13 protein-coding genes are annotated in these 13,891 nt (G+C 71.0%); 2 read left to right on the top strand and 11 right to left on the bottom strand.

The features are described 5' to 3' along the window. Window positions 1–7: 7 nt before the first annotated feature. The 11 genes from ABZV34_RS30150 to ABZV34_RS30100 form a co-directional block, all read right to left on the bottom strand. Window positions 8–1,237 carry a hypothetical protein gene (locus ABZV34_RS30150; protein ID WP_356283467.1) on the bottom strand — a complete coding sequence of 410 codons (1,230 nt, stop codon included), beginning with the start codon at window positions 1,235–1,237 and terminating at the stop codon, window positions 8–10. Beyond that, window positions 1,234–1,986 (bottom strand): peptigoglycan-binding protein LysM, encoded by a 753-nt coding sequence (locus tag ABZV34_RS30145; protein WP_356283464.1) that lies wholly within the window; start codon window positions 1,984–1,986, stop codon window positions 1,234–1,236. Before ABZV34_RS30145 ends, ABZV34_RS30150 begins: the two co-directional genes overlap by 4 nt. Further along, on the bottom strand, window positions 1,986–2,132 hold the full coding sequence (locus ABZV34_RS30140) for a hypothetical protein (RefSeq protein ID WP_356283461.1): 147 nt from the start codon (window positions 2,130–2,132) through the stop codon (window positions 1,986–1,988). The genes ABZV34_RS30145 and ABZV34_RS30140 overlap by 1 nt, the downstream gene beginning before the upstream one ends. A gap of 799 nt (window positions 2,133–2,931) precedes the next feature. After that, complete coding sequence (locus ABZV34_RS30135) at window positions 2,932–3,069, bottom strand: DUF6760 family protein (RefSeq protein WP_356283458.1); 138 nt, start codon at window positions 3,067–3,069, stop codon at window positions 2,932–2,934. Next, on the bottom strand, window positions 3,066–3,467 hold the full coding sequence (locus tag ABZV34_RS30130; RefSeq protein ID WP_356283455.1) for a hypothetical protein: 402 nt from the start codon (window positions 3,465–3,467) through the stop codon (window positions 3,066–3,068). Before ABZV34_RS30130 ends, ABZV34_RS30135 begins: the two co-directional genes overlap by 4 nt. 2 nt (window positions 3,468–3,469) lie before the next feature. Further along, window positions 3,470–3,907, bottom strand: a complete 438-nt coding sequence (locus tag ABZV34_RS30125) for a phage tail protein (RefSeq protein ID WP_356283453.1) — start codon at window positions 3,905–3,907, stop codon at window positions 3,470–3,472. 45 nt (window positions 3,908–3,952) lie between these two features. Then, window positions 3,953–5,908 carry a phage tail sheath subtilisin-like domain-containing protein gene (locus ABZV34_RS30120; RefSeq protein ID WP_356283450.1) on the bottom strand — a complete coding sequence of 652 codons (1,956 nt, stop codon included), beginning with the start codon at window positions 5,906–5,908 and terminating at the stop codon, window positions 3,953–3,955. A gap of 12 nt (window positions 5,909–5,920) precedes the next feature. Beyond that, window positions 5,921–6,598, bottom strand: coding sequence for a Pvc16 family protein (locus ABZV34_RS30115; RefSeq protein WP_356283447.1), 678 nt, complete (start codon window positions 6,596–6,598; stop codon window positions 5,921–5,923). A 7-nt stretch (window positions 6,599–6,605) separates the two neighbouring features. Then, window positions 6,606–8,837, bottom strand: coding sequence for a DUF4157 domain-containing protein (locus tag ABZV34_RS30110; protein WP_356283444.1), 2,232 nt, complete (start codon window positions 8,835–8,837; stop codon window positions 6,606–6,608). Continuing rightward, window positions 8,837–10,918: an ATP-binding protein gene (locus ABZV34_RS30105; protein ID WP_356283442.1), complete on the bottom strand. Its 2,082-nt coding sequence runs from the start codon at window positions 10,916–10,918 to the stop codon at window positions 8,837–8,839. Before ABZV34_RS30105 ends, ABZV34_RS30110 begins: the two co-directional genes overlap by 1 nt. A 138-nt stretch (window positions 10,919–11,056) precedes the next feature. Then, window positions 11,057–11,740, bottom strand: a complete 684-nt coding sequence (locus ABZV34_RS30100; protein ID WP_356283439.1) for a response regulator transcription factor — start codon at window positions 11,738–11,740, stop codon at window positions 11,057–11,059. Between the two features lie 374 nt (window positions 11,741–12,114). On the opposite strand from ABZV34_RS30100, the gene ABZV34_RS30095 reads away from it, so the two are divergent. After that, the gene (locus ABZV34_RS30095; RefSeq protein ID WP_356283436.1) at window positions 12,115–12,270 is read left to right on the top strand and encodes a hypothetical protein; all 156 of its coding nucleotides are present in this window, start codon (window positions 12,115–12,117) and stop codon (window positions 12,268–12,270) included. 730 nt (window positions 12,271–13,000) lie between these two features. Beyond that, window positions 13,001–13,807 (top strand): DUF6424 family protein, encoded by an 807-nt coding sequence (locus tag ABZV34_RS30090; RefSeq protein ID WP_356283433.1) that lies wholly within the window; start codon window positions 13,001–13,003, stop codon window positions 13,805–13,807. The last annotated feature ends 84 nt before the right edge of the window (window positions 13,808–13,891 follow it).

Genomic DNA, 13,891 nt, shown 5'->3' with positions numbered 1-13,891 from the left:
GGCAGGGTCACCGGTCAGGTGAGGGAAGGATGAGCTGGCTGCCCTGGACCCGGGTCGCGCCCTGGGCGGGGCGCGGGATGCCGTCGAACCAGATCTCCTTGCGCAGGTCGAAGGAGGTGCGGTAGCCGCCGGCGTCCAGGGTGTGGTGTGCGGACACCACCCGCCACAGCCCGCCGAAGGTCTCGCCGACCCCCTCGACCCGCAGGACCCGGCCAGCCCGGATCCGAGGGTCGCCGACGCAGGAACCCTTGGCCGTGGTGCGGCGGTTGAGCATCGGCAGCAGCTTGCCGAGGATCAACCGGGGCGCGGAGGCGAGCGTGGCCGGCTCGTCGACTAGGACCACCTGCTTGCCCTGGAACCCCTCGGGCAGCCCGAAGCCGGGCGCGATGTCGATGGACAGCTTCTGCCGGTCCCAGTCGTAGCCGACGCTGACCGTCAACTCCAGCCGCACCTCCGGCCGCCACACCCGCACCATGATCCTCGCCACCTGACCGACCGAGGTGATCCGCGGCGCGAACTCCTGGAGCGAACCTCCGTACCGCAGGGTGACGTCGGGCGTGAGGTACGCCCCGGGGGACATCAGCCGCAGCACATAGCCGCGCGGATCCAGGTCGTGCTCCATCAGCAGTTCCCAGCCGTTCTCGGTCGCGATCCGGTGAAGGAACTCCAGGGTGGTCCTGGACTGCTGATGGCGTACCACCCGTTGGCGCATGCTGGGGTCCTCGATGGAGCCGGCGATGTCGGCGGCCCCCAGCACGGCGGCCAGTACGGTGCCGAGCCGGTCCACCGCCGGGATCAGGCCGTGCTCCAGCGCCAGGTACGGGGCGACCAGCAGATCGGGGACCGGCAGCACTCCGATCTTGGGCAGCGGCGCGGCGAACCAGCGGGCGGGCGAGCTGTCGGCGAGCCGGGTACGACGGTCCTGGGCGACGACGCGGAAGGCGGGCATGCCGTCGGCGGGGAAGTCCGCGTCGGTACCGACCACCTGCCCGTGGAAGAGGGGCAGCGGCTCGTGCGGGGCGTAGCCCAGGGCCAGCGCGACCGGGGTGTCTAGGGCGAACAGCCGATGGTCCAGCCAGCGCAGGCCCTCGTTGGCCAGCGAGATCTCCAGCCGGTCGGCCTCCGCGCCCAGCCCGGTCGCACAGGAGACTTGTGTCACGGAGCCGCGCAGGACCGCAGGCGCGGGACTCCCGCCGAAGGTGAGGCGCATCTCGGGCGCGTAGCAGGGGGTGTTCACGAGGTCTCCGCCGCCGGTACGTCGTGCACCTCGCCGGTGGCCCGGTCCATATAGGGCAGGCGCGGCAGCACCAGCGGCACCCCGGGGGTCAGCTGTCGCGGGTCGTCCAGGTCGTTGCACAGCGCGATCGGCCGCCAGCAGGCGGCCGATCCGTACGCCCGCCAGGCGATCAGCGGCAAGGTGTCTCCCTCGGCGGTCATATGGACCTTCGTGAAGTCGCTGGTCTGCCGCTTGAGTTCCCTGGCCTCCATCTCGGTGTTGCGGAACTCGCTGAAGGTGACGGTCAGCCGGGCCCGGACCGGCACTCCGCTCGGCAGGAACATCACAAACCGCTGGGAGACCCGGCTGAGCACGCTGGTGAAGGTGAGGCTGCCCCAGGTGAACAGCACCGGCGGCGGGGCGTGCAGGGTCGGGTCGATGTCCATCAGGCCGGTGATTCGGCGTGTCAGCAGGCGTACGTCGCTGCCAGCGTCGGCTTGACGGTTCGCCGCGAGGGAGTCCAGGAAGAGCTCCATCTCCAGGGTCTGCGCCTGGCCGTGGACGAACTGCACGACCGGCGCGCTCAGCCCAGGTACTGCCAGCTGCGCGAAGTTCGTCTCCCGGTTGACCGTGTACTCCTCGGGGTTGAAGAGCACCTCGATTCGGGCACCGTCGACCAGGTTGGTCAGGGTGGCCCGTTCCAGGCCGGCCGTGATCCGGTGGGTCGCGGCACGGATCAGGCCCAGGCCCCTACTGTCCTCGAGCCGCACTACGGCCTCCCTCGGCGTTCGAGCCTGGCCTGCATCCGACGGTCGATCTCCCGGACCACCCGCTCGACGAGCTGCGGGACGTCGGACACGGTCAGCGAGGGCGCGGCCGGGTGGGAACGGTGGCCGACCGCGGCAGCGCTGGCCATGGGGTCGGCGGGGTCCGCCGGAGACGCCGGAGGCCGACCGGCCGCGTGGGCCGTCGCGCCTCCCGGCCGGGTGAACACCAGCGGAATCCGCGCCGGAGCGGTCCAAACCTGCGGCGGGACCCACGCCGCAGCGGTCGGGGTCCGCCCAGCGGCCTTGGGGCGCGCACCGCTCTGCTTCGGTCCGGGGCCCCGCATCCTGGCGCGCCGGATGTGCGGGAGGAGGTCCCGCCACGGAGCGGGCGCGGCGGCACCCGGCACGACGCGTGCCGGTGCGCCGACAGGTCCGGGCCAGGCGGGAACAACCCCAACAGGACCCGTCCCGGCAGGGCCGGCGAGGGGAGACGGCCGATCGGGCCGGCGGAATGCCCCCGTGGTCGCGCTCGCCGAGGGCCGCCCGCCGGCCACCGCGCCCGATGCCGTACGGAGCACCATGACGGCCCCGAGTCGTGCGGCGGCGGCCGTGGGCCGCGCGAACAGCGGATCTACGGAGGCCGGACGTACGAAGGACGGACCGGCGGGGAAGCGGTGCCAGGCCGGACAGCGGCCGGCGCACCTCGGGTGCGCGCACATCGGTCCATCGGACAAGCCGGCCGGACTGGCCGCGCCGACGGCCGTGACGATACGCCGAAGACGCGGCCGGCCCCGGTGGACGAGCGGCACCGCGGGCAACCGCAGGGCAGGACGAGCGCCGCCCGCCCGCCGGTGCCACCCGATGCCGTGCTCCCCGTGCTGGCGTGCCCGCCGCAGCAGGGCGCGCAGTGCGGGCCGCATCGGCGGCCCGGCCCGATGGCGCGTCACCTCAGGCTTCCTCCCGTTCCTGCTCGTTGACCCGCTGGTTGATCGCCGACACCTGCCGGACCCACTCCCGGCGCTCCCGGTGGTGCAGCCCCATGAGCTCGGCGTGGGACCAGTGGAGGTAGTAGGCGAGGAAACTCATCTCATCCCGAAGGCGCTCGCCGGGATAGCCACGGACCCCCCCAGGCGCTCCTGGCCCGTACGGACCTCCTCCCCGCAGTGCGCACACGTGGCCCCCGCGCCACCGGCCTCGTCGACCGCATTGACCTCGTTGTAGAGCGCCTGGAGATGAGCCAGGTCCGCGGCGAACAACCCCTCGATGGTCTTCGGGGTGATCGTCTCGACGCCGCCGAGCCGGGTCACCACCCGGCTCAGCAGGACCACCGAGAGGTAGGCGGGATTGCGCTGCACCCGGACGTCCGCCAGCGGCAGGATCTCGTCCGCGGCCGTGGCCAGACGCATGGTGCCGTCCCGGTGCAGGGTGTCGTCCTCGCCCAGCAGCCCGACCGGGAGGGTGAATTCGTGTTCGATCTGCAGCATGGTCAGCTCACCCTCGTCAGGCCTTCGTGTACGAGTTCCAGGGTCTCGATCGAGATGTCGCTGGACTCGGCGTTGAGGCCGGGCCCGGTGTACTTGGCCGGCCAGGCGCGGACGAAGTCCCAGCGGGCGACCTCCTTGCCGGCACCGTCCAGCAGTACCACCGAGCCGTTGCGGCGGTTGACCTTGCCCTGGACGACCTCCCGGTGCCAGTCGTACAGCTCCGTGTCGCCGGCCATACCCCACTTGAGTACCAGGTTGGTGTGCTTGGTCTGGCCGGGGTACTTGCGCGGGGTGGTGTTCCAGCCGCCCTCGCGGTGTTCGATCACGTCGACCGTGGAGTCCATTCCGGACACCTCGTGGAAGGCGGCCCTGGCAATGTTGTCCAGCTCGACGAGAAAGTTGAAGTTGACGTAGGGGTCCGGCACTTCGGCAGTGGCCACGTTCCTCTTCCTCTTCCTCTGCGGTGCGCTGCTGCTGACTGGGGGCTATTCGCTGACCTGGGAGCCGCCGTCCCAGATGCCGATCCGCACGACGATGAACTCGGCCGGATAGACGGGCTGGACACCGATCTCCACGTGCAGCACGCCCTGCTTGCGGGTGGCGGGCGGATTGAGCGCCTCGTCGATCCGGACGAAGAACGCCTCGGCCTCGGTCGCTCCGAACAGGGCGCCGTCCCGCCAGACGCGGCCGAGGAACTCCGTCAGCGTCCGCTTGAGCCGATTCCACAGGGCCAGGTCGTTCGGTTCGAAGACCGCACTGCGCAGGGACTCCTGGATCGACTCCTCCAGGAACAGGAACAGCCGGCGCACATTGATGTACTGCCAGGTCACATTGCTGGATGTGGTGCGGGCGCCCCACACCACGGGCACGCCCTGGCCCGGCAGGATCCGCAGGGCGTTCACCCCGTTGGGGTTGAGCAGCTCCTGTTCGCTGTCCCGCAGCCGCCGGTCCAGCCCCAGCACGCCCGCGATTCCGGTGTTCGCCGGCGCCTTGTGCACGCCGCGCAGTTTGTCGGTGCTCGCGTAGAGACCGGCGATGTGACCCGAGGGCGGCTGGGAAACGATCCGGTTGCGGGACGGATCGCGGACCTGGACCCAGGGGTAGTACAGCGCGGCGAACCCCTTGTCCAGTTTCCCGGTCAGCGCGGTGCGCTGCTGCAGGACGGCCGTCGGCTCGATGCCCTGCCCGGCGTCCAGAATCGCGAACCGGTCGTGCAGGGCCTCGCAATGCTCCACGACCGCCTGCTGGGCCTCGATGCCGACGCCCGGCGCGACGACCAGGCTGATCTCGTCGATCGCTTCGATCAGGGCCAACTGTTCGCGCATGCCGTCGGAGGTGTCGAGCTCTTGCCAGTCGGCGGCCGGATCGCCGGGCTCCCCCGCGCCCAGGGTGACCGGGCCCGCCTTGGGGCGCGGGTCCACGGTGGCCAAGGCCGCGACCTCGGCCGGCACGATCTTCAGGTAATCGCTGTCCACGGCCTGCCCCGCCCACCAGCGGGGATGGGAGGAGGCGGTGGACAGGCCGCGGAAGGTGACCGGGTCGGTTCCGTCGGGACTGGCCAGCTTCAGGTCGAACTCGGCGGTGGACAGGCGTGCTCCGGGCTTGAGGTCGCGGGTCAACGGCCTGTTCAGGACCACTGCCTCGCCGGTCGTCTCCGCGACCGTCGCCCACTCACGGACCGTGCCGTCGTCCAGCAGCACCACCGAGCCCCTGGGGACCAGAGCCCGCAGCGACAGCGCGGCCGGGACGTCCAGCCGTACCGTCTTGTCGCCCGTCTTCAGCGGCGAGGTCGTGACGGAGCTGCCCGCGAAGTCGGTGCCCCCCGGCAGGGCGACCGCCACCTCGATCACGTCCGGCGCCTCGACCCGGCGGACCACGGCCTCGACGGACTCCGCATCCTTGGTGACCAGGATGTTGTCGCCCGGGGCGAAGGTGCCGACGGCATCGACCGTCAGCCTGCGGCGAGTGTCGTCGACCGCGGTGACCTGCGCGGTGTCACGGAGTATCCCCAGCCCGGACTGCGCTGCGCCCAGGGCGGCCTGCAGTGCGCTGGAGTCCTCGATCTCCACCTGGCCGCCGCGGCCGCCAGCGCCGGTACTCAACGCCACCGCCCTGCCGACCGGCGCGCCGTCGGCCGCCCGGCCGGGCAGGTCGGCGAAGGCCGGAGTGGCCTTGCCGGCCCGCAGGACGAAGCACTGAGTGCCGCCGTTACGGAAGAAGCCCTCGACGGCGAGCGGCAGGTGGACGGGCGTGCCGGCGCCGTCGATCGGTCCGCCGAAGGTCCTGGTGAAGGCGTCGAGGCTGCCGACGAAGGTGGGCGCACCGGTGGGACCGTCCGCGCACAGACCGATGAAGGCGGCGATGCTCGTCGACACCCCGCGCACGGGCGAGGGGGGTTCGGTCTCGACGATGGTGACCCCGGGGAGCGTGGGGATGGTCATGCAGATGTCCTTTCAGGAGGGGGTCAGCCGGATCTCGAGGGCGTCGTCGGCGGGCGGGCCGTCGGAGAGCAGGCCGTAGCGGGCACTCACCGAGCGGACGACGCGGCCGGCGGCCGGCTCTGGCTCGGGGACGGGCACCGTGACCATCACGGGGACGACGGGCTTCCAGGCCGCGGGGCGGCCCATGGTGCCCCAGAACTCGGCCAGCTTCGTGAAGCCGTCGGCCGGCAGCAACTCGACGGGCAGCGGGCTCTCCCGCAACGACACTGGGACGCCCGCCAGTTGCTGGGGCGTCAGCACCGCGGCGGGCACCAGTGGACCGGCGGCCACCAGCGCGCCGATCACCTCGCCGAGCAGCGCGTGCTCCTGCTCGGTCGCGGCAATCTGGGGCGAGTCCCGAGCTCCGTTCCAGGCGGACAGCAGATACAGGCAGCGCACCCGGACCGGCGTACGACGGTGCGTGGGCGCGCCCTCGACGAATGGGGCACCGCCTTCCCGGGCACCCTGCCGCAGCCGTCGGTTCTCGCGCAGGTCGACGAGACAGCAGTTCAGGAACACCCCTTGGGCGGCCCCCCCGACCTGGGACCGCCAGGTCTCGTCGGGCGGCTGGAACCCGACCTGCGCGTTCCCGAGCCCAGGCACCCGCGCGAGCAGGGTCTGGCGGAGCACGAGGTCGACGGTGTCGATCACCGGCGGCTCACCATCCCGTGCCGTTGTCCCGCATCCACTGCTTCATGCGCTCGTTCGGGTTGGGCGGGTCCCAGCCGTTCGGCACCAGACGGGGGTCGCCCAGCGGGCGGTCCCTCTTCTGGCTGTTGCACCGGGTGCAGATCCCGGCGAGATTGCTCAGATGGCTGGCGGTACGGGCCTCTTCGAGGGTCACGAGGCCGGCGCCCATGGCGGCCTCGGCGTCCACGAGCGAGTGGAGGTGGTCGGCGGCGGCGGTGGGTCGGGACTGACACATCTCGCAGGTCGGGATGAGCCTGCGGATGATCCGGGACAGTTGGCGCCACTGACGTCGCCGCTGCATCTCCACGGCGTTGCGGCGGTAGGCCCACTTTGACTTCGCCTTCTTCGTGGCCTTGGCGAGTTTCGCCGCGGCGGGGCTCTTCGGTGCCTTGGGCGTGGACGTCTTTGCGGCGGCGGCCTTTGGGGCGGCGGATGCGGCCTTCTTGGCGGGCGCGGCTTTCGTCATCCCGGCGGCAGCCTTTGGTGTCGTCGGCTTCGGCTTCGGTTTGGCCTCGGATGGTGTCGGTCCGGGTGCCGGCTTCGGCTTCGCTGCCGTCGGCATGGGGGCCGCCGGCTTGGGTGCTGCCGGGGACGCTGTAGGCGTCTCCGAGGTCGGAGCCACGGAAACTGCCTTCGCAGAGGCGGAGATCGGAGCCTTGGGCACTGCCTTCGGGGCGTCCTCGGCCGGGGGCTTCGGGACCGCCTTCGGGGGGAGGGCAGCCTTCTCGTCCGGGACGGGGACCGGCGGCTTGGGCGGTTGCGGAGCCTTCTTCGGGGGGTGCGGGGCCGGTGGGGCCTTCTTCAGCGGAGCCGGGGGCGGCAGCTTCTTCGGAGGTGCGGGCCGAGCCGGGGGCGGAGGCTGTTTGGCGGGCGGCGCCGCAGGCGGGGCCACCTTCATCATGCCGTTTTGGATCACGTTCTTGACGGCCTGCCAGGCCACCTCGGCCAGTTTCTGCACGTCCCGCTGGATCGCGGCGTCCCGCTCCGGCCCCTGCACCAACTGCAGGTCCTGCTGCAGTTGCAGAGCCGGCGGCCCCGCCGCGATCATGAGCTGACCCGTCGACAGCAGAATCGATGTGATCCGCCGCCCGACCGTCGCCTGGTGCAGGCTCACCACATACAGAACGGCGCCGATCACCTGCCGCCAGAACTCCTCGTCTTTGAGGAAGCCCTTGGGGTTCTTCGCGATGCTGTCCAGGATTCCCTTGACCGCCCCCGCCGCGCCCACCACCTTCAGCGCGACTTGGACCTCCTCGCCACCGACGTAGGACAGCGCGAGCTGCAGGCCGAGCGCGCCCATCAGCTGGCCGATCTCCTCGTCGGTGAACAGCGCGGACTTTTCCGGCTGTTGGTCGCCGAACACCGCTTGGTCGATCTTCTTGAGTCCCTTGCCCCCGTAGTGCGTGACCAGCCCGGACAGCGCAGGCACCTTGGTGACGGGGTCGATGAGGACGGACTGGCCGGTCTCCGGATCCTTCGGCCCCTGCTCGGCCAGGGCCTTCACCGCGTCCCGCCCCTCCTTGCCCTGTGCGTCGACCACCGCCACCACCGTGCGGATCTTCTTCTTGGTCTGCGGCGTCACCGGGAGCTGGTCGATCACCGGATCTGCCGCAGCCGTCGCCGCGTACGGGAGGCCGCCCAGGGTGTCGATCGCGCTCGTGACCTCAAGCAGCACGCCCTCCTGCTCACCCACCACGGTGTGGACGGCCGAGCGGGCCTTCTCCTTAGCAGCGGCCCACAGGGACTTCAGGCCGTAGGGCTCCTTGTCCTTGTCCGCGCACGCAATGCCGACCGGGGTCCCGACGGCCACCGGCGCCGGGAGTCCGGCCGAGGCCAGCGCCCCGGCGCCGTCGGCCTCCGCCTCCGCCGACCGCCGCCCACCAGCACCCGCCGGTGCCCGCTGTTGCAGTACATGGGTGAGCTCGTGCGCGAGCAGGGCCCTGCCACGCGGCGAGTGCGGATCGAACCGCCCGGGACCGAACACAATGTGCCGACCCGCCGCGTAAGCCTGTGCGTGCAGCCGGTCGGCCGTCGCGGCGGCCGCCGGGTCGGTATGGACCGCGACATCGGCGAGCGGCGCCCCGAAGGCCCGCTCCAGCGGCCCCCGGACCGACACCGGAAGCGCACGCCCCTGCTCCGTGTCGCGTTCGTCGAGTACGGCCGGCAGCGAGCCGTCCCGTGCGCGGCCGGGGTCCGACATCAGAGCGCACCCCCCGCGGTCCGTTCCCGCGCCGGCTGCCCGAACTTGTCGTACTCCCGCTCCACCGCGCGCAGCATCGTCTCGTGGTCCACCACACCACCACCGGCCACCGCCAGATGCGCGGCGGTGACCACCACGTTGCGGATGTGGCCGCCGGACAGCGGGTAGCGCTCGGCCAGCAGCCGGAAATCCAGGTCCGGTGTATGTGGCAGTCCCGCCGGCCACGTGCTCCGCCAGATCCGTTCGCGCTCGGGCACCTCGGGAAAGGGGAAGTGCACGATGAAGGAGAGCCGGCGCGTGAACGCCTCGTCCAGGTGGTGCCGCAGGTTGGTGGCGAGCACCGCAAGCCCGTCGTAGTCCTCCATCCGCTGCAGCAGGTAGGCCACCTCCAGGTTGGCGTAACGGTCCCGCGCGTCCTGGACCTCGCTCCGCTTGCCGAAGAGCGCGTCCGCCTCGTCGAAGAGCAGCACCGCGTCGGTGCGTTCGGCCGCCGTGAAGACGGCCTCAAGGTTGCGTTCCGTCTCACCGATGTACTTGGAAACCACCGACGCCAGGTCGACCCGGTACAGAGGATGACCGATCTCCCCGGCGATGAGCCGGGCGGCGAGCGTCTTCCCGGTACCGCTGGGCCCGGCGAACAGAACCGAGACCCCGCGCCCGGCGGCGTCGGGCAGCCGGTACCGCTCCCGGACCGAGCTCCGGCACGCCACATGGGACCGTACGTCGTGCAGTTGCTCGACCACGGGCGCGGGCAGGACCAGCGAGGACCAGTCGCCGGTGGTCGACAGGCGGGTCGCCAGCCGCTCCAGGGCCCGTGCCGTCACCAGAGATGCCACCTCGCAGACGTCCGCGACCGTCACACACGGCGCTGCGCCTCCACGGTCCTCGCCACCCTCCGCGCCCGTCTCGAACGTGGCGTGCCCGCGGGCCGCCAACGCCTCCACGAGCCTGCGCTGTTCCATACCGGCCAGGTGGGTCCACACACCCCGTGGGCGGGCCGTGGGCGTCCCTTCGAGCGCGACACCCCGCTCTCGCAGCGCCGCCGCCAGCGCCGGGCCGGTCGGATCGGTGGGGGCGTGCAGCACCGGTACAGAGGCGATGCCGGCCGGTGCGGCCCCTGGCGGCACCGGTGGCAGGGACCGCTCGGCGCCGATGACGACGGCATGCGCGAACAGTTCCCACACCGGATCGGGCGGTGGGGCGCCGGCTGAGACGTCGACCACCACGACCGCCTCGCGCAGCAGCGCGTGGGCGGCCAGCCGCCGGGCGGTCCCCGGCTCGCCCAGCGCTTCCGCCTCGATCCGCAGCACCGTGCGGTCCGCCCGCGCGGCACTCCACCAGGCCACGTCGAGGCAGGGGCCGGCCTGGGGCCCATACAGGTGGGTCAGGGCCGGAGCCGGACCGAGCAACCGCCGCGTCAGTGCCCGTACGGCTGCCCCGTCCCCGGGTTCCGGCGGGACGTATGCATCCACCTCGGCCACCGAGGCGAGGTCTTCCGGGAGCTCGGACACTCCGAAGGTCCAGCTCAGCAGCGCGCCGGACGCGCGCAGTGTCGAGCGGTGCGAACAGGAGTCGGTGGGCCCGTCGCCGAGTACCTCCAACAGCCCGAGGCGGATCAGCGGGGCACCGGGCCCCAGCCGAACTGCGACGGTGTCCCGCTCAGCGTCATCGGCGCAGCACAGTTGGGCGACGAGGTCCACGCTCGGGTACGGGAACCCAGGGTCGCCGCCACCATCGCGCAACCAGGCGAGAGTCCGTCCGAAGACGGGGTCAAGGTCGGGTGCCAGGACCAGGGCCAGGGCGCACAGGTCGAAGTTGTCGAACCCCTGTCGCAGCAGCGGGGCCGCCAGGTGGTCGGGCAGCGGCGGCGGGGACGCCACACTGGCCGTCGGCCGTCGCGCGGTCAGCTCCACGACAATCTGGCGGCGGGACGGATACAGCCGCTCCAACGGGTCGGCCTCGGCCGCGCGGACTGCTCCCGGTGCCTGCGGCTCCTCCGCGAGCGGCGGCGAGGACGACTCCTGCATAGCGCGTACGAGCACGTCGGTGACCCAGTGCCGAAGCGGTGAGAGTTCCGGCATCCGCCGGGAGGCTGTGGGGGGCACAGAAGGATGGCTACCGCGCTTCCCGGCGGATGCCACCCGCCTTCGAGGGGGAAATTCCGGGGGGCCCGGGTGGAGGAAGGCCTCCACCTCCTCAGCCAGCTCTCCGCCCCCTCCTCAACCTCGTGGCGGGGCCTCGCCGCCGGCGCCTTCAGCTCCCCCCGGGCTACGCAGCACCCGCACCGCCGCCTCGCGGTGCGTGACTCCCAGTTTGCGCAGCACCGCGTGGACGTGCGACTTGACGGTCGCCCTCCCGATGACCAACCGCTCACTGATCTGCTGGTTGGACAGACCCTCCGCGATGAGAAAGAGCACCTCGCGCTCACGCGCCGTCAGGGAGGCTGGTAGCTCGCCTCGTACCGGGCCCGGAGGCGTTCCGGCGCCCTGTACGTGGCGGAGCAGCCAGGCCGCGATCCGGGGCGGGCACGGTGCTTCGCCCCGTACCACGCCGGTGATGGCGGCCACCATGTCTTGGAGCGAGTGCCCGGCGTCGATGAACCCGGCGACTCCGGCCTGTGCGGCGGCGATGATCACCTCGCGCGTGGGTCGGGTGTCCTCCACGCCGAAGGCGAGGAGCCGGGTGTCTGGGGTGCCGGATCGGATCGACCGTACGGCCGCGACGCTGTCCGGCACGGCGAGGTCGAGCAGGAGGACGGAAGGCCGGAGCCGGTTGGCTGCCGAGACCGCTTCGGCGGCGGTACCGCCGCTGCCGACGAGCAAGAGTGCGGGCTGGGACCGCAGCGCCTCGAGGGTCGCCTCTCGGTACACCCGTACGGGGGCGATGAGCAGTACATCGATCACACCGAGTTGAGCCTACCCGTGGCCGGTGGCTGAAGGTGACAGCCCTGCCTGGTGTGTTGCCGATGCCGGGACGCCGGGGTGACGGATCGTCAGTCCAGATCACCTTCATCCGCTCTGAGGCATCGCCTCGAAAGCCTCCTCGTATGGCGCCGGAAACAGGATTCGGTTCACGGTGAAGGTGATGTCGACGCGGTGCCTGGCACAGCAGCTCGCCGTGCCAGAGCGCGGAGGAAGGAACCAGCATGCCCACATCACAAGACCACGGCGGTGGCAACCGGCCAGTGTGTTGGCCTACATAGGGGAACTCGCGGCCCTGACTGCCGCGTTCCTTGTGTGACCTGTGGGTCGATTCCATGCTGGTGCCATGCCCTGCCATGCCCGACCTCACTTCGACCCGCATCTTCCTTGGTCACCGGCCGGACAGGTTGCTGATGTCCCGCGACGGCCGACTGCTCTATGCGGTCTGCGCCTATGACGACGTCATCTGCGTGATCGACATGGTCACCGACACTTCCAGCTATTACCGGTGACCGATCGAGTCGCCTACACCACCGCGTTTTCTGATGTGCCGTCAGTCTGCCAGCATCTGCCTTGATCAAGTCGCCGCCCTGTCAGCACCGCGTGATCGGGCCGCTGGCGGAACAGCTGCAGACCCTGGCCGATCCCAGCACCGGCGTGCTTTTGAGCGTGCTGCTGGTGGCGTGCTCGGCGGTGCTGACCGGGGCGCGCTCTCCGGCCGGTGCCGTCTCTTTGGGTTCAGGTCAATTTCCACGGGTGGGAGTGGGCAGCGCATCGGTAGTCCGCCCGCACTGCGGACTTCGTAGCCGGACATCACATGGTTTCCCGGAATGGGTGGGAAGGAGCAGACCGTCACCCAGCCACAGGGCGCGTCCGAACCGGATGTTGAATCCGCTGTCACCTGCGGCCAAGACGGGGTCGATTCAGGGGCTGCTGGAAGGTGCGCGTGAACGAGATGCTGAAGGCCAATAGGACCTCCTTCTCCGTCGCAGCCCGCCATTGCCCCGGGCCGCGCCACTCCCATCGTCTGCCCTCCCGGTCCGCCCTGTCCACCGCAGTCGTCGGCGGCCGCCAGGGGCATGGCCGCGGCATACCAAGTGGCAGACGTACGGCGGGGCTTCCGCGGACGCAAGAGCCGTCCGCCGACTGGCCCGCCTTCGGCTCCGGGCGCACGATGGAGACACCGGCACTGGCGCCGCGGGTCTGGCGCGAGTCCGCGTCACCGGCGCGAGGAGGCCGACCATGACGCACACCGCTTCCCCTGCAACAGCCAAGTCCCGTACAGCAACCGGCGCGAAGTCCCGGACGTCCGCGGCCGCCAAGACCCGAACCCCGGCGGCGCTGACGCCCGGCGGCACGGAATCGGAGAACCACCCCTGGAAAATACAGCTGGTCGACCACCCCCCGCGTTTCGAGTCGCCGTACTTCCGGGACGCGAAGAAGGCGGCACACAAGATCCTCGCCGAGATGAGCGAGGACGACCTCCCCTACGGGCCCCAGCCTCCCGGTGCCGAGCATTGGGAGATGCATCACGGCGGCAGTCTGTGGGTCAAAGGGGTCAGCGGCTGGCGTATGTACCGCGCGCGGGTGGGCATCGAGTGGAGCATGCAGTTCTGCGCCGACCCGGCGAAGGTAGACCGGCTGCGGCAGGAGGCCGCCGAGCTCATCGACGCTTTCCCCAACACCCTGCGCGCCCTTGGGGAACTGGGTTACGACGGCGCCGAGGAACTGCTGCGCACGCCGATCACGGACGCCGACGGCGTTGAGCAGTGGACCGACTCGCTATTCAACGCGTGCGTGCCGATGAGTAACGGCAACCACCAGGGCGTCCTTCCCAAAGTGCCCGGGGAGCACCACTACCCGTGGCCCGTCAAGGGCGCTGACTTCGTCCGGCACGACGACTTCCAACTGTGGGTGAACCTGCCTGACGGCACCCACGGCGCCGTGGCCCCGGTGGACCGGCGCGGATCGGGTGACGGACACGTACGCCTGGTACACGCGCCCGAGGGAAGCGAGGCGGGCGACATCCTCGCCAAGGCCGCCGAGTAGCCGAGGGGATTCTCACCCCTCGGCCCTCGCAGATCCGTACGTGACAATCTCTCGTCATACGGCTCTTGTCGTTCTGGTCACCAG

This window comes from Streptomyces sp. NPDC005195 (assembly GCF_040608315.1).
In the GTDB taxonomy this organism is placed as follows: Bacteria; Actinomycetota; Actinomycetes; order Streptomycetales; family Streptomycetaceae; genus Streptomyces; species Streptomyces kaempferi.
Note: the sequence above shows the minus strand (reverse complement) of the source record. Positions and strands in the feature narration are given on the sequence as shown.

What these genes read in the sequence shown, in the direction of transcription:
- ABZV34_RS30090 (WP_356283433.1), top strand. Translation starts at nt 13,001, where the DNA reads ATGACGCACACCGCTTCCCCTGCAACAGCCAAGTCCCGTACAGCAACC.
- ABZV34_RS30140 (WP_356283461.1), bottom strand. Translation starts at nt 2,132, where the DNA reads ATGGCCAGCGCTGCCGCGGTCGGCCACCGTTCCCACCCGGCCGCGCCC.
- ABZV34_RS30130 (WP_356283455.1), bottom strand. Translation starts at nt 3,467, where the DNA reads ATGCTGCAGATCGAACACGAATTCACCCTCCCGGTCGGGCTGCTGGGC.
- ABZV34_RS30095 (WP_356283436.1), top strand. Translation starts at nt 12,115, where the DNA reads ATGCCCGACCTCACTTCGACCCGCATCTTCCTTGGTCACCGGCCGGAC.
- ABZV34_RS30105 (WP_356283442.1), bottom strand. Translation starts at nt 10,918, where the DNA reads ATGCCGGAACTCTCACCGCTTCGGCACTGGGTCACCGACGTGCTCGTA.
- ABZV34_RS30120 (WP_356283450.1), bottom strand. Translation starts at nt 5,908, where the DNA reads ATGACCATCCCCACGCTCCCCGGGGTCACCATCGTCGAGACCGAACCC.
- ABZV34_RS30110 (WP_356283444.1), bottom strand. Translation starts at nt 8,837, where the DNA reads ATGTCGGACCCCGGCCGCGCACGGGACGGCTCGCTGCCGGCCGTACTC.
- ABZV34_RS30135 (WP_356283458.1), bottom strand. Translation starts at nt 3,069, where the DNA reads ATGAGTTTCCTCGCCTACTACCTCCACTGGTCCCACGCCGAGCTCATG.